Source organism: Rathayibacter sp. AY1C9, assembly GCF_002932315.1.
Lineage (GTDB): Bacteria > Actinomycetota > Actinomycetes > Actinomycetales > Microbacteriaceae > Rathayibacter.
Genome location: NZ_PSVZ01000001.1, coordinates 304,981 through 324,351, shown reverse-complemented (window position 1 = coordinate 324,351; position 19,371 = coordinate 304,981). Strand labels below are relative to the sequence as shown.

Here is a 19,371-nt window from a genome sequence, read left to right as displayed (position 1 = left end):
GTCAGTTCTTCTTTCTCGAGTAGAAGGGGAGCTCGGTGACGGTCATCGGGAGGCGCGTGCCGCGGATGTCGACGGCGAGCGCCGTCCCGGGCTGCGCGGAGGCGGGGGCGACGTAGGCCATCGCGATCGGGACGCCCAGGGTCGGCGAGAGGACGCCGCTGGTGACCACTCCGACCTCGTCGTCGCCGGAGAGGACGGTGTAGTCGGCGCGGGCGGCGCGGCGGCCCTCGCCGACGAGCCCGACGAGCACAGGAGCTTCTCCGGAGGGACCCTCCTCGCTGGCCGCGCGGCCGACGAAGTCGATCGGCTTCCCTAAGGCGACGACGCGGCCGAGGCCGGCCTGTGCGGGGAAGACGTCGCGGGAGAGCTCGTGGCCGTAGAGCGGCATGCCCGCCTCGAGGCGGAGGGTGTCGCGGGCGGCGAGGCCGGCGGGGACGAGGCCCGCTCCGGCGCCGGTCTCGGCGAGAGCCTGCCAGAGCGCGGGAGCGGAGTCGGGCGAGACGTAGATCTCGAAGCCGTCCTCGCCTGTGTACCCGGTGCGCGCGATCAGGATCGGGTGCGCCTCGAAGGTCGCGGGCACGGCGCGGTAGTAGCGCAGCTCCGCGAGGAGGCGGGCGGCGGCGTCCGTGTCGAGCACGGACTCCGCTCCCCGCTCGGTCTCGACGGCGAGGCCCTGGACGTTCTGCAGGATCTCGAGCGCGCGCGGTCCCTGCAGCGCGATGAGGGCGACGTCGTCGCTCTCGTCGAACAGCTCGCACTCGAACATCGCGGTGCGGTCGCGGAGCGTCTCGACGACGACGTGCCGGTTGGCCGCGTTCGCGACGACCATGAAGCGGTCCTCGCCCGTGCGGTAGACGACGAGGTCGTCGATCACGCCGCCCGTGCGCTCCAGGAGGAGGGTGTACTTCGCGCGGCCGGCGGCGACGGCCGAGATGTCGCTCGCCAGCGCGTAGTCGAGGGCGTCGACCGCCTCGGGGCCGACGACGAGGATCTCGGCCATGTGCGAGAGGTCGAAGAGGCCGGCGGCGGTGCGCACGGCGTGGTGCTCGGCGAGATCGCCGGAGTAGCGGACCGGCATCTGCCATCCGGCGAAGTCGGTGAAGGACGCGCCAGCGGCGACGTGCACCTCGTGCAGGGGCGAGTAGCGGGCTTCGGGGCTGGTCGTCGGGGTCTCGGACATGAGTTCTCCATTTCGTCGCAGTGCTGGACTCGCGCCGCGTTCGCGGCAGAGCACAGCAGTGCCGTGGGAACTCCCCCTCTGTCGTGGAGCCTGAGAGATTCGCGACGCCCCGAGGGGTCGAGCGCTTTCACCATGGGCGGATCCGAGCGGATCGCTTTCCAGAGTGGCCAGTTCGACGCGGTACAAGACCTGAGAGATTGGCGGGGAGGCTTGCTCCTTCGGTGCCGACCGGAGTCAGCTCTCCCGCGTCGCGTATTGCGGCCCGGTATTCGGTTGTGCGGTCAGCCTAGCGGTGAGGGCGGACCCTGCGCGGCGTGTCGCCTCTTCCGCTAGGCGTTCAGGTGTTCGTGACACTAAGGTGATCCCAGCACTTACAGTCGGTGCGACTCTTAGTAGGGACATCGGATGCCGGACGTGCAGCTCGCCGTGTCGACGGTGATCTTCGCCCTGCGGCCGCACCCGGAGACCGGAGCGAGCACAGCCTGGATCCCCGTCGTCCGGCGCATCCGCGAGCCGTTCGAGGGACTCTGGGCACTGCCCGGCGGACCGCTGCATCCGGACGAGGACCTCGCCGAGTCGGCCCGCCGCACTCTCCGCGAGACCACGGGCCTGGCTCCGCGCTACCTCGAGCAGCTCTACGCCGTCGGCGGCACCGACCGCTCCCCCGGTGAGGACCGCGTCGTGTCGATCGTCTACTGGGCGCTCGTGCGCTCCGCCGAGGCCGACGAGGCCATCGTGGGAGAGAACGTCGCCTGGCTCTGCACCGATCTGCCGCTCGAGCTCGCCTTCGACCACGGACTGATCGTCGACTACGCCCTCTGGCGCCTGCGCAACAAGATGGAGTACTCCCGCATCGCGCAGGCCTTCCTCGGCGGCGCCTTCACCCTGTCCCAGCTGCGGGAGGTCCACGAGGCCGTCCTGCAGAAGCCCCTCGACCCGGCCAACTTCCGCCGGACGATCGAGAGCTCCGGCACCGTGGTGCCCACCGGGGAGCGCCTGACGGGCACCCGCCACCGTCCCCCGCGCCTCTACCGCTACGACGAGTCGGCGGCGCTCGTCGACAACGGCCCGCTGCCCGTCTGAGCGCGCCGCCCGACTCCCCCACCCGTCTCACGAGGAGAACACCGTGACATCCGTCGACAGCACCATCCGGCTCATCGAGGGCGGCTCCGCGCCCGGCGCAACCTGCGCGCCCGAGCTCGCGGAGGCCCCCTGGTCGTTCGACCTCGGCCTGCCCGCCTACGGGCCCGGCGCCTCCCAGGCCGACCCGATCCCGGCCGACGCCCCGGTCCAGGGACGTCTGCCGGAGGAGTACACGACGGCGAGCGCCGACGAGCTGCACCACCGCATCCTCGCGGCGAAGGAGACGCTCGGCGAGCGGGTCGTCGTGCTCGGGCACTTCTACCAGCGGGACGAGGTGGTGCAGTACGCCGACTACGTGGGCGACTCGTTCCAGCTGGCGAAGGCGGCGACGAGCCGGCCCGACGCCGAGGCGATCGTCTTCTGCGGCGTGCACTTCATGGCGGAGACGGCCGACATCCTCTCCGGTCCGGAGCAGGCCGTGATCCTCCCGAACCTGGCGGCCGGCTGCTCGATGGCGGACATGGCCGACATCGACTCCGTCGAGGACGCGTGGGCCGAGCTCACCGAGCTCTACGGCACCGAGCCGGACGCCGACGGCCGCGTGCCGCTCGTCCCGGTCACGTACATGAACTCCTCGGCCGCGCTGAAGGCGTTCTGCGGCCGCAACGGAGGCGTGGTCTGCACCTCCTCGAACGCGGCGACCGTTCTCGAGGACGCGTTCGCGCGCGGGCAGCGGGTGCTGTTCTTCCCCGACCAGCACCTCGGCCGCAACACCGCCAAGGCGATGGGCGTGCCGCTGGAGCGGATGCCGATGTGGAACCCGCGGAAGCCGCAGGGCGGCTCCGACACTGCGACGCTCCTGGACGCGCAGGTGATCCTCTGGCACGGCTTCTGCTCGGTGCACAAGCGCTTCACGACGGCCCAGATCGCGAAGGCGCGCGCCGAGCACCCGGGCGTGCGCGTGATCGTGCACCCGGAGTGCCCGATGGCGGTCGTCGACGCGGCCGACGAGTACGGCTCGACCGACTACATCGTGAAGGCGATCCAGGCGGCACCCGCGGGATCGACCTTCGCGATCGGCACCGAGATCAACCTGGTGCAGCGCCTCGCCGTCCAGTACCCGCAGCACACGATCTTCTGCCTCGACGACGTGGTCTGCCCCTGCTCGACCATGTACCGCATCCACCCCGGCTACCTCGCCTGGGTGCTCGAGGGACTGGTCGCGGGGACGGTGCTCAACCGGATCGAGGTCGCGGAGTCGGTGCAGGCCGAGGCGCGCATCGCCCTCGAGCGGATGCTCGCGGCCGTTCCGCCCGCCGGGCCGGCGGCGGTCTGACATGGCGCGGGCCGTCGTCGTCGGCAGCGGCATCGCCGGGCTGGTCGCCGCGCTGACGGCGCAGCACCGCCACGAGGTGCTGCTCGTCACCAAGGGCACGCTGGCGGAGTCGTCGACGCGCGCCGCGCAGGGCGGGATCGCCGCGGTCACGGCGCCGGGCGACTCCGTGGCGCTGCACGTGGAGGACACGCTCACCGCCGGTGCGGGCCTCGCCGTGCGCTCGGCGGTCGAGGTGCTCTGCGCCGAGGGGCCGGAGGCGGTCGCGGTGCTGCAGGAGTGGGGCGTCGGCTTCGACCGCGAGGGCGGCGAGCTGGCGCGGGGACTCGAGGGCGCCCACTCGCGTCCGCGGATCCTGCACGCCGGCGGCGACGCGACGGGCGCCGCGATCGAGGCCGCTCTCGTGGCGGCGGTGCGGGCCTCGTCGGTCGAGGTGCGCGAGCACGCCGCCCTGGTCGACCTGGTGCGGGAGGGCGGCTCGGTCACGGGCGCCGACGTCCTGCACGACGGCGTGCTCGAGCGCCTGGCGGCCGACGCGGTCGTGCTGGCCACCGGAGGCGCCGGGCAGCTCTACCGGCACACCACCAATCCGTCCGTCGCGACCGGGGACGGGCTCGCCGCCGCCCTGCGGGCAGGAGCGGAGACGGCGGACCTGGAGTTCTACCAGTTCCACCCGACCACGCTCGCGCTGCCGGGCGGCTTCCTCGTCTCGGAGGCGGTGCGCGGCGAGGGCGCGGTGCTGCGCGACGCCGCGGGCGAGCGGTTCCTGGCCGGGGTGCACCCCGAGGCCGAGCTGGCGCCGCGCGACGTCGTGGCGCGCGCGATCGCGGAGCGGATGCGGCTGCAGGGCGGACTGCCCGTGCACCTGGACGCCCGGGCGATCGACCCCGAGGTGCTGGCGAAGAGGTTCCCGACGATCTCGGCGGCCTGCCGCGAGAACGGGCTCTCGCTCGCCGACGACCTGCTGCCCGTGACTCCGGCCGCGCACTACTGGATGGGCGGGATCGCGACCGACCTGGACGGGCGCACCAGCCTCCCCGGGCTGCTCGCAGTGGGCGAGGTCGCCCGCACCGGCGTCCACGGCGCGAACCGCCTCGCCTCCAACAGCCTGCTCGAGGGCGTCGTGTTCGCGCGCCGCGCGGCGCTCGCCCTCGACTTCCTCTCCTGGAGCGGCGGCCCGGTCGCGCCTCCCCGCGCCGTCGTCCCGATGACGCTCGACCGCACCGCTCTCCAGGACGCGATGTGGGCGGGAGCCGGCCTCTCCCGGGACGCGGCGGGGCTCACCGCGGCGCGCGACGCGCTCGTCGCCTCCGCCTCGCCCGCTCCGCTCGGACTGAGGACGCTCGAGGACGCGAACCTGCTGACCTGCGCCCTCGCTCTCATCGACGCCGCGACCGCGCGCACGCACTCCGTCGGCGCCCACCACCGCACCGACTCCCCCGACCCCGCGACGGCGAGCGCCGCCGCCCCCACCAGAGAGGCGGCCCTTCCGTGCTGACCCGCCAGAGCATCGACCGCGTCGTCACCCTCGCCCTCGAGGAGGACGCGCCCTGGGGCGACCTGACCTCCGACACCCTCCTCCCCGCGGACGCCACCGCGAGCGCCGCCCTCGTGGCCCGCGAGCCCGGCGTCCTCAGCGGCGGCGCCGTCCTCGTCGGCACGATGCGGCAGGTCGACGCCCGGATCCGCTGCTCGGTGCTCGTGGAGGACGGCGCGGTCTTCGAGGCCGGGCAGACCCTCGCCCGGATCGAGGGCCCCGCGGGCGGCGTGCTCCGCGGCGAGCGGGTCGCGCTCAACCTCGTGCAGCGGATGAGCGGCATCGCCACCCTGACGGCGCAGTACGTCGCAGCGGTGGAGGGGACGCGCGCCCGCATCGTCGACACCCGCAAGACCACGCCGGGTCTGCGTGCGCTCGAGAGGCACGCCGTCCGCAGCGGCGGCGGCCGCAACCACCGCTTCTCGCTCTCGGACGCGGTGCTGGCGAAGGACAACCACCTCGCGGTGCTCGCCGCGCGCGGGATCGACCTGACCGCGGCCCTGCGGGCGGCGCGCGCCTCGATCCCGCACACGGCGCACCTCGAGGTCGAGGTCGACCGGCTCGACCAGATCGAGCCCGCGCTGGCGGGAGGCGCGGACACGATCATGCTCGACAACTTCACCCCCGAGCTGCTCCGCCAGGGCGTCGCCCTCATCGGCGGGCGGGCCGTGGTCGAGGCGAGCGGCGGCGTCGACCTCTCGACCGTGCGCGCGATCGCGGAGGCGGGGGTCGACGTGATCTCCGTCGGCGCGCTCACCCACAGCGTCCGCTCGCTCGACCTCGGCCTGGACATCGCGGTCGAGTGATCTACCTCGACCACGCCGCGACCTCGCCCGTGCGCCGCGAGGTGCTGGAGGCCATGTGGCCGTTCCTCACCGCCGAGTACGGCAATCCGTCGAGCAGCCACTCGCTCGGCGACGCCGCGGCGCGCGCGCTGGAGGCGGCGCGCGCTCACGTGGCCCGCTTCCTCGGCGGCCGCGCCTCCGAGACGCTCTTCACCTCCGGCGGCACGGAGTCGATCAACACGGCGGTCAAGGGCCTCGCGCTGGGATCGCCGCGCGGACGGCACCTGGTGATCTCGGCGCTCGAGCACGAGGCGACCGTCGAGTCGGCCGACCACCTCCGGCGCCTGCACGGCTTCGAGGTGTCGACGGCCCCCGTCGACGCGACCGGCCTGCTCGACCTCGACGCGCTCGCCGCGCTGGTCCGGCCGGACACCGCGCTGGTCTCGGTGCTCGCGGCGAGCAACGAGATCGGGACGGTGCAGGACGTTCCGGCGATAGCGGCGCTCTGCCGATCGCGCGGCGTGCCGCTGCACGTGGACGCCGTCCAGGCCGCCGGCTGGCTGGACGTCGCGGGCTGGGGCGCCGACGCGGTCTCGGTCTCGGGGCACAAGCTCGGGGCGCCGAAGGGCGTGGGGGCGCTGCTGCTGCGCAGCCGGCTCCCGTTCGAGCCCCTGCTGCACGGCGGCGGCCAGGAGCGGGAGCGGCGCTCGGGCACCGAGAACGTGGCCTTCGCGGTCGCGCTCGGCACCGCGGTGCGCCTGCTCGATCCGGACCGCGCGGCGCGGGTCGGAGCGGTCCGGGACGCGTTCGCCGAGCGGGTCGCGGCCCTGGCGCCCCGGGCCGTGCCGCTGGGCTCCGCGGCGCACCGGCTCCCCTCGATCGCCGCGTACGCCGTCCCCGGGCGCAGCGGCGAGTCGACGCTCCTCGAGCTGGAGGAGCGCGGCGTAGTCGTCTCGAGCGGCTCGGCGTGCGCCGCCGGGCGCGACGAGCCCTCGCCCGCGCTGCTGGCCCTCGGCCTCGACCCCGACGTCGCCCGGACCGCCGTGCGGTTCAGCTTCGGCGAGGGCGCCACGCTCGAGGAGGCCGAGGCCGCGTCCTCCGCGCTCTCCACGGTCCTCACCTGAGACCTCTCGCAGCGGATCCCCGTCGATCGGGAATGTCCGGGGCGTCCGCCGCTGTTCTCCCTCCGTACCCCGCATCCGCGCCCGCGAGTCGAGCCGTCGATGCGCCCCTCACACCGATCCCCTCACGACCGGAGAACACCTGTGACCGAGCGCAGCACCCTTCCCGCCGCGCGGCCCGCCGCACCCGCCGCCGCCACGACCCTCGAGCCGCGCAGCCGCCTGGTCATCAGCCTCCTGCTGGTGTCGGCGTTCGTCGTGATCCTCAACGAGACGATCATGAGCGTGGCGCTGCCCGACCTCATGCGCGACTTCGACGTCGAGGCGCACGTGGGCCAGTGGCTCTCGACCGCCTTCATGCTCACGATGGCCGTCGTCATCCCGATCACGGGCTACCTGATCCAGCGGCTGCACACCCGCACGCTCTTCGCCGCCGCGATGATCCTCTTCAGCCTCGGCACGCTCACCGCCGCGCTCGCCCCGACCTTCGCGGTCCTCCTGGCGGCCCGCGTGGTGCAGGCCGGCGGCACGGCCATCATGATGCCGCTGCTGATGACGACCGTGATGACGCTGGTGCCCCCGGCGATCCGCGGCCGGATGATGGGCAACATCTCGATCGTCATCTCGGTGGCTCCGGCCGTCGGACCGACGATCTCGGGCGTCATCCTCAACTTCCTCGGCTGGCGCTGGATGTTCTGGATCGTGCTGCCGATCGCGATCGGCGCGCTGCTCCTGGGCCTGCGCAAGGTCGAGAACGTCACCGAGCCCCGCTCCATCCCGATCGACTCGCTCTCGGTCGTCCTCTCGGTCTTCGGCTTCGGCGGCCTCGTCTACGGCCTGTCGAGCCTCGGCGAGGGCGGAGCCGCGGTCGTCGCGCCGTGGATCCCGTTCGTCGTCGCGGGCCTCGGCCTCGCGGGCTTCATCGCGCGCCAGCTCCTGCTGCAGCGCACCGACCGGGCCCTGCTGGACCTCCGGACCTTCTCCTCCGCGAACTTCACCATCGTCATCGCGATGATGGCGGTCAGCATGTCGGCGCTCTTCGGCACGCTGATCCTGCTGCCCCTCTACACGCAGAACGTGCTGGGCCTGACTCCGCTGGAGACCGGGCTGCTCCTGCTCCCCGGCGGCCTGCTGATGGGCCTGCTCGCGCCGTTCGTCGGCCGCGGCTACGACCGCTTCGGCCCGCGCGTACTGCTCGTGCCCGGCTCGATCGTCGTCGCCGGCGCACTGTGGGGGTACACCCTGCTCGCGGCGGACTCGTCGCCCTGGTTCGTCCTCTCGCTGCACGTCACCCTCAGCCTGGGCCTCGCCTTCGTCTTCACGCCGCTGTTCACCGCCGGCCTCGGCTCGGTGCGCCCCTCGCTCTACTCGCACGGCAGCGCGATCATCGGCACCGTGCAGCAGCTGGGCGGCGCGGCGGGCACGGCGCTGTTCGTCACCGTCCTCTCGATCCGGTCGGCGGAGCTCGCGCAGGGCGGAGCCGACGAGGTCGCCTCCTACGCCGGCGGCATCCACTCCGCGTTCCTGTGGGGCGCGTCGATCGCGACGGTCGCGATCGTGGCCGCGTTCTTCGTCCGCCGCCCGGCGGAGTCGGACGCGCCGCTCCCGATGGCGCACTGAGCCGGGCGGGCCGACCCCGCCTGTTCACCTCCGCGTCACCCCGCCTCCCTACGGTGTCGCCCCGGCCGCCGCGCTCCCGATCGCGCGGCCGGGACGGAGACGAGACGTGACCGAGACGGCCGGCCCCCAGGACGTGCTCGACGCCGGAGCGGCCACCCCGCCTCCCCGAACGCTGGTCGACGTCCTCCGCGACACCGCGGAGCGCCACCCGGACGCCTCCGCGCTGGAGGACCCGGCCGGAGCGCTCAGCTACCGGGAGCTGCTGGCCCGCACGGTGCAGCTCGCGGGCGAGCTCACCACCGCAGGGGTCCGACGCGGCGACCGCGTCGGGATCCGCATGCCCAGCGGCTCCCGCGAGCTCTACCTCGCGATCCTGGCCGTCCTCGCCGCGGGAGCCGCGTACGTCCCGGTGGACGCGGACGACCCCGAGGAGCGGGCGCGCCTCGTCTTCGGCGAGGCCGCCGTCCGCGGCGTGATCACCGGCTCCGGCCGCTTCGAGCGCACCGGCGCCGACGAGCCGGCCGCCCGCCTGTTCACCGCGAGCGCGCCGCACCCGAGCACAGCGTCGATCCCGCTGCTGCAGCCGCCCTCGCTCGAGGACGACGCCTGGATCATCTTCACCTCCGGCTCCACCGGAACCCCCAAGGGAGTGGCGGTCAGCCACCGCTCCGCCGCCGCCTTCGTCGACGCCGAGGCGCGCCTGTTCCTCCAGGCGGAGCCGCTCGGCCCCGGGGACCGGGTGCTGGCCGGTCTCTCGGTCGCGTTCGACGCGTCCTGCGAGGAGATGTGGCTCGCCTGGCGGCACGGCGCCTGCCTCGTCCCCGCTCCCCGCTCGCTGGTCCGCAGCGGCATGGACCTCGGCCCCTGGCTGACCACGCACGGCATCACCGTGGTCTCGACCGTGCCGACCCTCGCGGCGCTCTGGCCCGCGGAGTCGCTCGAGAACGTCCGCCTGCTGATCTTCGGTGGCGAGGCGTGCCCGCCGGAGCTCGGCGAGCGCCTGGCCGTCGAGGGCCGCGAGGTCTGGAACACCTACGGGCCGACCGAGGCCACCGTCGTCGCCTGCGCCGCGCCCCTCGGCGGGCCTCCCCCGGTGCGCATCGGGCTGCCGCTGGACGGCTGGCGGCTCGCCGTCGTGGACGCGGACGGGCAGCGGGTCGGCGAGGGCGAGGTCGGCGAGCTGGTCATCGGCGGGGTCGGGCTCGCGCGCTACCTCGACCCGGTCAAGGACGCCGAGAAGTACGCGCCGGCACCGCTCCTGGGCTGGGAGCGGGCCTACCGCTCCGGCGACCTGGTGCGCTTCGAGAGCGCCGGCCTCGTCTTCCAGGGGCGCGCGGACGACCAGGTGAAGCTCGGCGGTCGGCGGATCGAGCTCGGCGAGGTCGAGGCGGCGCTGCAGGCGCTCCCCGGAGTCTCGGGGGCGGCGGCCGCGGTCCGCACCACGGCGGCCGGCAACCAGGTCCTCGTCGGCTACCTGGCCCTCGCCGGCGGCCGGGAGCTCGACCGCGACGCGGCGCTCGCCCGCCTGCGTGAGGAGCTGCCCGCATCCCTCGTGCCGCTGCTGGCCGTGGTCGAGGAGCTGCCGACCCGCGTCTCCGGCAAGGTCGACCGCGCCGCACTCCCCTGGCCGCTCGCCGTGGGCACGACCGAGGACGCCTCCCTCGACCCCGAGGAGGCGTGGCTCGCCGCCCTCTGGCGCGACGTGCTCGGCGTGCCGGTCGACGAGCGGGCGAACTTCTTCGACCTCGGCGGCGGCTCCCTCGCCGCCGCCCAGCTGGTCGCGCGGATCCGCGAGCGCGACCCCGAGTTCATGGTCGCCGACGTCTACGCCCACCCGCGTCTCGCGGCGATGGCCGCCGAGATCCAGAGCCGCTCGACCGGCGCTGCGGAGGTGTCCGCTCACCGCATCGCGCCGGTCCCCCTCCGGATGCGCGTGCTGCAGACCCTCCTCGGCGCACCACTGCTCGTGCTCGGCAGCGCCCGCTGGGTCACTGCGATCCTCACCGTCACCGCGGTGCTCGACCTGGTGCCGGGGTTCGGCTGGCTGCCCACCGCTCCGCTCGCCGCGCTGATCCCCGCGTTCGCGCTCTTCCTCACGCCGTTCGGGCGCATGGGGCTCACCGTCCTCGCCGCGCGCACCCTGCTGCGCGGGATCCGAGCCGGAGACCACCCGCGCGGCGGGAGCGTGCACCTCCGGCTCTGGCTGGCCGAGCAGATCGCGTTCCAGCTCAAGGCCGTGAGCCTCGCGGGCGCGCCCTGGGTCGCCTATTACGCCCGCGCGCTCGGCGCCCGCATCGCCGACGACGTCGACCTGCACTCCCTCCCTCCGCTGACCGGGATGCTCACGCTCGGGCGCGGCGCCGCGATCGAGCCGGAGGTCGACCTCTCCGGCTACTGGATCGACGGCGACGTCCTGCGCGTCGGTGCCGTCCGGGTCGGCGCCGGCAGCACGGTGGGCGCGCGCAGCACGCTCCTCCCCGGCGCCCGGATCGGCAAGCACGCGCAGATCGAGCCGGGATCGGCCGTCTTCGGGCGGGTGCCGGCCGGGCAGCGCTGGGGAGGATCCCCCGCCCAGCGGCTCGGCAGGGCGAACGCCGGGTTCCCCTCGGAGCGCCCGGCGCGCCGCCCGGGCTGGGTCTGGGCGTACGGAGCGTCCGCGGTCGGCCTCGCGGCGGTCCCGGTCCTCGCCCTCGCGGCCGGGCTCGCCGTCGTGGCCGCCGCCGTGCGCGGCTCGGCCGGCCTCGGCGCCGCGCTCGGGCCCGCTCTCGCCGCCCTCGTGCCCGCCGTCGCCGTCTCCGGAGTCGTCCTCGCCGCTCTCGTCGTCGTCCTGGTGCGCCTGCTCGGCCGGGGCGTCGAGCCGGGCACCCACCCCGTGCGCGGTCGGATCGGCTGGCAGGTCTGGTCGACGGAGCGGCTGCTCGACTCCGCGCGGGTCCTGCTCTTCCCGCTCTACTCGGGCCTGTTCACCCCGGTCTGGCTGCGGCTCCTCGGCGCGAAGGTCGGACGCGACGTCGAGGCCTCGACGGTGCTGCTCCTGCCCGCGATGACGACCATCCGCGACGGCGCGTTCCTCGCCGACGACACGCTCGTCGCCTCCTACGCGCTCGGCGGCGGCTGGATGCGGCTCGCCCGCGCGGAGATCGGCGAGCGCGCGTTCCTCGGCAACTCCGGCATGGCCGCGCCCGGCCACACCGTGCCCGCCGGCGGACTCGTCGCCGTCCTCTCCTCCGCGCCCCGCAAATCGAAGGCGGGCTCGTCGTGGCTGGGCTCACCTCCCGTGCGGCTGCGGCGCACCGTCGTCGAGGCGGAGTCGGCGCGCACCTTCCGCCCGGCCCGCCGACTCCGCGCGGCCCGCATCGCGTGGGAGCTCGGCCGCTTCGTCCCGGTGGTCGTCTCGGTCGCGATCGGCCTCGGCGTGGTAGCCGGACTGCTCGCGCTGATCCAGACGCTCGGGGCGGTGCTCGCCGCGCTCGTGGGAGGCGTCGTGCTGCTGGCCGCCGGGGCGGTCGCCGCGGCCGTCTCCACCGCCGCGAAGTGGATCCTGATCCAGCGGGTCGAGCCGAGCGAGCAGCCGCTGTGGTCCTCGTTCGTCTGGCGGAGCGAGCTGGCCGACGCCTTCACCGAGATGGTCGCCGCGCCCTGGTTCGCCCACGCCGCCGCGGGCACTCCGGCGCTGGTCTGGTGGCTGCGGAGCCTCGGCGCCCGGATCGGACGCGGCGTCTGGTGCGAGAGCTACTGGCTCCCCGAGGCCGATCTGATCTCGCTCGGCGACGGAGCGACCGTGAACCGGGGCTGCGTCGTGCAGACGCACCTGTTCCATGATCGAATCATGAGCATGGATCTCGTGAGCCTCGACGCCGGCGCCACCCTGGGCCCGCACAGCGTGATCCTCCCCGCCGCGCGGATCGCCGAGCACGGCACGGTCGGCCCGGCCTCGCTCGTCATGCGGGGGGAGCTCGTGCCCGCGGGCAGCCGCTGGAGCGGCAACCCGATCGGCCCGTGGCGCGAGGTGCGCGTCGCCGACTACCACGCGCCCGTCGCGTGAGCCCCGCGCTGACCGGGCTCGAGACCGCCGGCGACCCCTACGTCCCCGGCATCGGGAACACCGGCTACCGCGTCGAGTCCTACGACCTCGACCTCGACTACCGCGTCGCCTCGAACCGCCTGGCCGGCCGGGCCGTGCTGCGGATCGTCGCGCTGCAGCCGCTCCGGCGGTTCTCCCTCGACCTCTCCCGGCTCCGCGTGGCCCGCGTCCGGATCGACGGACGCCGCGCCCGCCACGAGCAGGCGCCGCACAAGCTGCGGGTGTCCCCCGCCGAGCCGCTGGCCGCCGGCGAGAGCGTCGACGTCGAGATCGAGTACAGCGGCCACCCCGCCCCCCGCGCCAGCCACTGGGGCGAGCTCGGCTGGGAGGAGCTGGAGGACGGGGTGCTCGTCGCCTCGCAGCCCTCCGGCTCCTCCACCTGGTTCCCCTGCAACGACGACGTCGCCGAGAAGGCTCCGTACCGCCTGCGCGTCACCGCCGAGGAGGGCTACGCCGTGCTCGCGAACGGGGTGCTCATCGACTCGAGCGCCCGCTCCGGCCGCCGCACCTGGCTCTACGAGCAGCGCGAGCCCAGCGCCGCGTACCTCGCCTCGGTGCAGATCGGCCGCTACGCGATCGAGGAGTGCGTGCTCGCCGGGGTCGCGGTGACCCTCGCCCGCCCCGCCGCCCTGGCCGCTCGGGTCGCGCACGACTTCGCTCCGCTCGAGCGCATGCTCGCCCTGTTCACGCGGCTGTTCGGGCCCTACCCCTTCGCCCGCTACTGCGTCGTCGTCACGGCGGACGAGCTGGAGATCCCGCTCGAGGCGCAGGCGATGGCGGTGTTCGGCGCCAACCACGCCGACGGCCGCGGCGGCTCGGAGCGCCTCATCGCTCACGAGCTCGCGCACCAGTGGTTCGGCAACAGCGTGGGCATCGCCCGGTGGCGCCACATCTGGCTCAACGAGGGGTTCGCCTGCTACGCGGAGTGGCTGTGGTCGGAGGGGTCGGGCCGCGCCACCGCCGACGCCTGCGCCCGCCGCCACCACGCGGTGCTGCGGGATGCGGCGCAGGATCTCGTGCTCGCCGATCCGGGGCCGGTCGCGCTCTTCGACGACCGCGTCTACAAGCGCGGCGCGCTCACCCTGCACGCGCTGCGGCTCACCGTCGGCGACGAGCCCTTCCTCCGGCTGCTGCGGGAGTGGACGTCCCGCTACGCCTCCGCCGCCGTCACCGACGAGGAGTTCCGCGAGCTCTGCACCGAGGTCCTCGGCGAGGGCGTGGACGACCTGCTCGACGCCTGGCTCCTCGACGAGGAGCTGCCGCCGCTACCGTCCGGGCGCTGACACCAGCGAGTCCGCGAGCGCGTCGCCGTGCTCGCGCCGCCAGCCGATGATGGGCCCGGCGCCCGCGTCCCCCATCGGCCCGAGGGCGACGCTGACCCGCAGCGCGGGGTCCAGCTGCGGCTCGGCCAGCCGGAAGCGGACGCCGTCGATCCGCGCCTCCGCCGCGTGGTGCGACTCGTGCACGTGCACCCGGCGCGGGTCGAGCTCGAGCCCGCGGCCGTCCGCCTTCAGCGCGGCCTCGATCCGGGTCCAGTGCAGGACGGGGTCGGCGGGGCGCATCCCGCCCGTGGCGAAGGGCGCCCCGGCGATGCGCGTGATCCGCTCCCCGCGCTCGGGCGTGCCCAGCGTCGGCTCCACATCGACGCCGACCGCACCGGCGCTGCTCGCCGCGACCACGACGGCGCCCGCGCAGTGCGCGATGCTCACCGACAGCAGCTCGAGCGCGATCCCGCGTCCCTCCAGCCGCGGCCGGCCGTGCGCGCCCCCGCAGCGCGGGCAGCACGCGACGACCCGGACCTCCGACGCGCGCGTCCCCGTGAGCTCGGCCGCGAGCATCCGCAGGAGCACCCGCCCGAAGACGAAGCGCTCGGCCGCCGACGCGGCGACCGTGCCGGCGTAGCGCTCGCGCTCCTCGTCGCTCAGCAGCGGCAGCAGCCGCTCGGCGTCCAGCGTCTGCTCGTCGAGCGCCAGCCAGCGCAGGTGCACCCCCGGCAGCTCCGCGCCGATCCCCGACTCCCCCATGTCCGTCCCCCCGGTCAGCTCGTCGCGGCGTGCTCGCCGCGCTCGTACACGTCCGCGGCCGATCCGACGATCAGCGGGTCCGGACCCAGCGGGCCCACGACCTCCTCGTCGCGTCCGTCGTAGTCGTAGAGGCTCAGGACGTAACGCATGGCCTCGAGTCGGGCGCGCTTCTTGTCGTTGCTCTTCACGATGGTCCAGGGAGCGTCGGCGGTGTCGGTCGCCGCCATCATCGCCTCCTTGGCCGCGGTGTAGTCGCCCCACTTGTCGAGCGAGGCGAGGTCCATCGGCGAGAGCTTCCACTGGCGCACGGGGTCGATCATGCGGATCGTGAACCGGGTGCGCTGCTCCTCCGCCGAGACCGAGAACCACAGCTTCACCAGGTCGATGCCGTCGCCGACGAGCATCCGCTCGAACAGCGGCGTCTGGCGGATGAACTCGTCGTACTGCGCCGGCGTGCAGAAGCCCATCACGCGCTCCACGCCGGCCCGGTTGTACCAGGAGCGGTCGAAGAGGACGATCTCGCCGGCGGCCGGCAGGTGCGAGACGTAGCGCTGGAAGTACCACTGACCGGCCTCGCGCTCGGTCGGCTTCTCGAGCGCGACCACGCGGGCTCCGCGCGGGTTGAGGTGCTCGGTGAAGCGCTTGATGGTGCCGCCCTTGCCCGCGGCGTCGCGCCCCTCGAACACGACCACGAGTCGGCGCCCGTGCTTCTTGATCCAGTTCTGCAGCTTCAGCAGCTCGATCTGGAGGAGGCGCTTGCCCGCCTCGTACTCCTCGCGCGACATCCGCTCGTCGTAGGGGTAGCCCTCGCGCCAGGTGTCGATCTGCGTGCCGTCGCGGCGCAGGAGCACCGGATCGTCGTCGTCCTCGTCCAGCACGACGAGGTCCCGCGCGTCGGCGGGCGTGAGCGTGCGGAGCAGCTCGGGAGTGGGACGGAGGGCGTCATCGGCGGTGTCGGGCACGGAGGGACGCTAGTGCGCCCGTGCGACGCTCCGGTGAACGGCGGGTATCCCCGCGTCTGCGGGGAGGACGGTCGGACGGGCTGCCGCGCCGATCGCGGTCCCGGCCGCCGCATGCGCAGGCTGATCACAAAGGCTGTACGCGACCGAGGCTGCAGTGCTCGATCCGGTGCGTTCCCGCGAGGATCGACCGGCTCCGCCTCGTCTCGGGACGGCGTCAGCCGGTGAACGCCGCAGGAGGCAGGTCGGTCTCGCCGTCCTCGATCGCGTCGAGCAGCCGGTCGACCACGTCCTGCGGCGCCAGACCCGCGCCGAAGCGGGGCGCGTCTCCCGCGAGCGGGTGCCGGGACAGCTCGGTCTCGGTGTGGCCGGGGCGCGCGTCGAGCAGGAGGACGCCCGCCCGCTTGTACTCGCGGGCCGAGGCCTTCACGAAGGAGTGCAGTGCCGCCTTCGAAGCGGAGTACGCGGCGAGTCCCGCGGTCGGAGCCTCCGCCACCACGCCGCTGATGGTCAGCGCGAACGGCTCGCGCCCCTCGCCCGCCGACGCGACGAGCGACGGCAGCGCGGCGGTCAGCACCCGGATCGGCGCCAGCGCGTTCACCTCGACGAGCTCCTCCAGAACGGCCGGATCGAGCTCGGCGGAGGGCCCGAAGGCCACGACGCCCGCGGCCACGACGACGCCGTCGAGGCGCCCGTGCCGCTCGAGCACCTCGGCGACCACGCGCCGGGGCTCGTCCTCCCCGCGCAGGTCGGCGACCAGGGGTGCCTCGCCGAGCGCCGCGGAGTCACGCCCCGACCGCACCGCGACGGCACCGCGCGCCTCCAGCGAATCGGCCAGGAGGCGGCCGAGGCCGCCCGAGGCTCCGAGGACGAGGACGACGGCACCGTCGAGACGAGTCATGTGGCGAGCCTAGACGGGTGCGCTGTCGCGGATCGGCACTACCGTCCGAGCGACCGGGCCCCTACCGTGAGGCCCATGACACGACTGCAGAGCCGTGCCGTGCTGCACCGCCTGCTCGAGGTCCTCGAGGATCCCGCCCCCGTCACCATCGGCCACGCGCGTCACGTCCGGATGCTCGTCCGCGAGGCTCTGGAGTGGATCGCCGGCCCTCGGGCGCACGAGTCCGGTGCGTGGAGCGGCCCCGCTTCGGGAGAGCCCGCGGCCGCGCTCGCCCCCGAGGATCCCGCCGCCACGGACCCGGGTCTCTGACGCTCCCGCCCTCCTCGTAGACTCGTTCGCCGGAGGAACGGGGGGGGTCGATGGACGAGGGTGCGCCGGCGGGCTGGTACCGCGACGATGCCGATGCGGCCGAGATGCGCTGGTGGGACGGCAGGCGGTTCACCGGGGCGCGTCGCTCCGCGCAGGACAGTGCCGCGGTGGTGGGGGACGCACCCGTCACCCCCGTCACGGAGCGCGTCGTCTACCGCCTCCCGAACGCCGGCGGCACCCCGAGCGTCGACGCCCTCGCCGAGGCCGAGCGGATCGAGGAGATCGCCGATCTGATCGGCCGCACGCTCGAGCCGGGCGAGATCGACGAGCGGACCCTCGAGGTCGACCTGATCCCCGAGCCCGACCACCCCACCGGCCTCGACGCCGTCTCGGTCCGGGTCGGCGGCCGCGTCCTCGGCTACCTGCCGAACGCCTCCGCCCACCGGGCCGCTCTCGACCGGGTCGTGGCGAGCGGAGCCGTCCCGGTCACGACCGCGCGCCTCCGGGTCGAGCGCGGCGAGGAGGGCCTGCGGGCCGTCCTCCGCGTCGCCCTCGTCGCCCCCGAGCTGCTCGTGCCGCTCAACGAGCCGCCCGTCGAGCGCCACTCGATCCTCCCCTGGTCGCGGGGCCTGCCGGTCCTGCGCGAGGACGAGCACTTCGCCCGCCTCTCGACGGTCGTCCCGGCGAGCGGCCGCGGCCTGCTGCTGGTGACCCTGCACCCGGCCGGCGACCTCGTCGAGCTCCGTCTCGACGGCGAGCGGGTGGGCGAGCTCTCCCCGACCCTCTCGGCGGATTTCACCCCGACCCTCCGCCACCTCGCGAGCCTCGGCCTCACCGCCGCCGCCTACGCCTCCCTCCGCGGATCCCCGCTGAAGGTCGAGCTCACACTGCAGGCCGCGAAGGCCGTGGAGCTGCCCGCCGAGTGGGTCGACGGCCGTCCGGTCACTCTCCCCCGACTCCTCCCGCCGGCCCGGACCTACTCCGTCCCGCCCGCGTACACGGCGCCGCTGCGTCCCACTCCCCGCAGCTCGGAGGCGGTCTCCCGCTCGCTCCGCCGGACCGTCGCCTGGGTGGTCGTCGGCGTCTGCACCCTCGTCGGGCTGTCGAGCTGGCTGATCGGGGACGTGCTGAACTGACGGGGCGGGGCGGACGTCCGGGGACGTGACCGGCCTCGTGTCGGACTCCCGGGGTCGGCGATCCCGCACCGCCACGAGAAAGCGCCCGGCTCGCGGTTCCGGAAATCCGAGCGAACCGGGCGCCTCGAGCCGAGCGCGGCCGTCCTACACGTTGAAGCGGAACTCCACGACGTCGCCGTCTTGCATCACGTAGTCCTTGCCCTCGATGCGGGCCTTGCCCTTCGCGCGGGCCTCAGCGATCGAGCCGGTCTCGACGAGGTCGTCGAACGAGATGATCTCGGCCTTGATGAAGCCCTTCTGGAAGTCGGTGTGGATGACACCGGCGGCCTGGGGCGCGGTCCAGCCCTTCCCGATGGTCCAGGCGCGCGTCTCCTTCGGGCCGGCCGTGAGGTAGGTCTGGAGGCCCAGGGTGTCGAAGCCGATGGTCGCGAGCTGGTTGAGGCCCGACTCCGTCTGGCCGGTCGACTCGAGCATCTCGGCGGCGTCGGCCTCGTCGAGGTCGATCAGCTCGGACTCGATTTTCGCGTCGAGGAAGATCGCCTTCGCCGGCGCGACCAGGGCTGCGAGCTCTGCCTTCCGGGCGTCGTCGGTCAGCACGGCCTCGTCGACGTTGAAGACGTAGATGAAGGGCTTGGCGGTCAGCAGGCCCAGCTCGCGGATCGGCTCCAGATCGATCGAGGAGGCCGACAGCGGCTTGCCCTGGTCGAGGAACTCGCGCGCCTTCTTCGCGGTCTCGACCACGATCGGCTCGATCTTCCTCCCCTTGAGCTCCTTCTCGTAGCGGGCCTCGGCCTTCTCGAGGGTCTGGAGATCGGCGAGGACCAGCTCGGTGTTGATCGTCTCCATGTCGCTGGCGGCGTCGACCTTGCCGTCGACGTGGACGACGTCGGAGTCCTCGAAGCCGCGGATGACCTGCGCGATCGCGTCGGCCTCGCGGATGTTCGCGAGGAACTTGTTGCCCAGGCCCTCGCCCTCGGACGCGCCGCGCACGATGCCGGCGATGTCGACGAAGGAGACGGGCGCCGGGAGGATGCGCTCGGAGCCGAAGATCCCGGCGAGCACCTCGAGGCGGGAGTCGGGCAGGTTCACCACACCCACGTTCGGCTCGATCGTCGCGAACGGGTAGTTCGCCGCGAGCACCGTGTTCTTGGTCAGTGCGTTGAAGAGCGTCGACTTGCCGACGTTGGGGAGACCGACGATTGCGATAGTGAGAGCCACGGGCATCCATCCTACGGCGTGGCTGCGGAAGGGCCGGGCGGGCGGGGCGCGGAGGAACGGGAGGCGCCCGGCCCGCGGCCG

Annotated in this window: 15 protein-coding genes and 1 riboswitch; of the genes, 10 read left to right on the top strand and 5 right to left on the bottom strand. The window is 74.1% G+C overall.

What is annotated here, in order from left to right; all coding sequences use genetic code 11:
• Position 1: 1 nt before the first annotated feature.
• Entirely contained in the window at positions 2-1,180 is a 1,179-nt protein-coding gene (gene gcvT / locus C5D09_RS01540) for a glycine cleavage system aminomethyltransferase GcvT (protein WP_104268456.1), read from the bottom strand.
• A 168-nt stretch (positions 1,181-1,348) separates the two neighbouring features.
• Positions 1,349-1,436: riboswitch (glycine riboswitch) on the bottom strand.
• 149 nt (positions 1,437-1,585) lie between these two features.
• Here gcvT and C5D09_RS01535 point away from each other — a divergent pair.
• The 8 genes from C5D09_RS01535 (at position 1,586) to C5D09_RS01500 (ending at position 14,026) form a co-directional block, all read left to right on the top strand.
• Positions 1,586-2,263, top strand: a complete 678-nt coding sequence (locus tag C5D09_RS01535) for an NUDIX domain-containing protein (protein ID WP_104268455.1) — start codon at positions 1,586-1,588, stop codon at positions 2,261-2,263.
• Between the two features lie 43 nt (positions 2,264-2,306).
• Positions 2,307-3,599, top strand: coding sequence for a quinolinate synthase NadA (gene nadA, locus C5D09_RS01530; RefSeq protein WP_104222968.1), 1,293 nt, complete (start codon positions 2,307-2,309; stop codon positions 3,597-3,599).
• A 1-nt stretch (position 3,600) separates the two neighbouring features.
• Complete coding sequence (gene nadB, locus C5D09_RS01525; protein WP_104268454.1) at positions 3,601-5,094, top strand: L-aspartate oxidase; 1,494 nt, start codon at positions 3,601-3,603, stop codon at positions 5,092-5,094.
• Positions 5,088-5,939 carry a carboxylating nicotinate-nucleotide diphosphorylase gene (nadC, locus tag C5D09_RS01520; RefSeq protein WP_104268453.1) on the top strand — a complete coding sequence of 284 codons (852 nt, stop codon included), beginning with the start codon at positions 5,088-5,090 and terminating at the stop codon, positions 5,937-5,939. Before nadB ends, nadC begins: the two co-directional genes overlap by 7 nt.
• Positions 5,936-7,042 (top strand): cysteine desulfurase family protein, encoded by a 1,107-nt coding sequence (locus C5D09_RS01515; RefSeq protein WP_104246615.1) that lies wholly within the window; start codon positions 5,936-5,938, stop codon positions 7,040-7,042. The genes nadC and C5D09_RS01515 overlap by 4 nt, the downstream gene beginning before the upstream one ends.
• A gap of 99 nt (positions 7,043-7,141) precedes the next feature.
• A complete protein-coding gene (locus C5D09_RS01510; protein ID WP_104255091.1) occupies positions 7,142-8,659 on the top strand; it encodes a DHA2 family efflux MFS transporter permease subunit in 1,518 nt (505 codons plus the stop codon).
• Between the two features lie 106 nt (positions 8,660-8,765).
• Positions 8,766-12,704 (top strand): Pls/PosA family non-ribosomal peptide synthetase, encoded by a 3,939-nt coding sequence (locus tag C5D09_RS01505; protein ID WP_258066876.1) that lies wholly within the window; start codon positions 8,766-8,768, stop codon positions 12,702-12,704.
• Entirely contained in the window at positions 12,701-14,026 is a 1,326-nt protein-coding gene (locus C5D09_RS01500; protein WP_258066875.1) for a M1 family metallopeptidase, read from the top strand. The genes C5D09_RS01505 and C5D09_RS01500 overlap by 4 nt, the downstream gene beginning before the upstream one ends.
• Here the strand turns inward: C5D09_RS01500 and C5D09_RS01495 are convergent.
• The 3 genes from C5D09_RS01495 to C5D09_RS01485 form a co-directional block, all read right to left on the bottom strand.
• On the bottom strand, positions 14,009-14,767 hold the full coding sequence (locus C5D09_RS01495) for a 4'-phosphopantetheinyl transferase superfamily protein (protein WP_104222962.1): 759 nt from the start codon (positions 14,765-14,767) through the stop codon (positions 14,009-14,011). The two genes, C5D09_RS01500 and C5D09_RS01495, sit on opposite strands and share 18 nt — an antisense overlap.
• 14 nt (positions 14,768-14,781) lie before the next feature.
• Positions 14,782-15,642, bottom strand: coding sequence for a polyphosphate kinase 2 (ppk2, locus tag C5D09_RS01490; RefSeq protein ID WP_244229668.1), 861 nt, complete (start codon positions 15,640-15,642; stop codon positions 14,782-14,784).
• A 301-nt stretch (positions 15,643-15,943) separates the two neighbouring features.
• Positions 15,944-16,627 (bottom strand): SDR family oxidoreductase, encoded by a 684-nt coding sequence (locus C5D09_RS01485; RefSeq protein ID WP_104268451.1) that lies wholly within the window; start codon positions 16,625-16,627, stop codon positions 15,944-15,946.
• A 75-nt stretch (positions 16,628-16,702) separates the two neighbouring features.
• On the opposite strand from C5D09_RS01485, the gene C5D09_RS01480 reads away from it, so the two are divergent.
• The gene (locus C5D09_RS01480) at positions 16,703-16,936 is read left to right on the top strand and encodes a hypothetical protein (RefSeq protein WP_104222960.1); all 234 of its coding nucleotides are present in this window, start codon (positions 16,703-16,705) and stop codon (positions 16,934-16,936) included.
• Positions 16,937-16,986: 50 nt separating this feature from the next.
• Entirely contained in the window at positions 16,987-18,072 is a 1,086-nt protein-coding gene (locus C5D09_RS01475) for a DUF2510 domain-containing protein (protein WP_104268450.1), read from the top strand.
• A 144-nt stretch (positions 18,073-18,216) separates the two neighbouring features.
• Here the strand turns inward: C5D09_RS01475 and ychF are convergent, their stop codons facing one another.
• Entirely contained in the window at positions 18,217-19,290 is a 1,074-nt protein-coding gene (gene ychF / locus C5D09_RS01470; RefSeq protein WP_104222958.1) for a redox-regulated ATPase YchF, read from the bottom strand.
• Positions 19,291-19,371 lie beyond the last annotated feature (81 nt).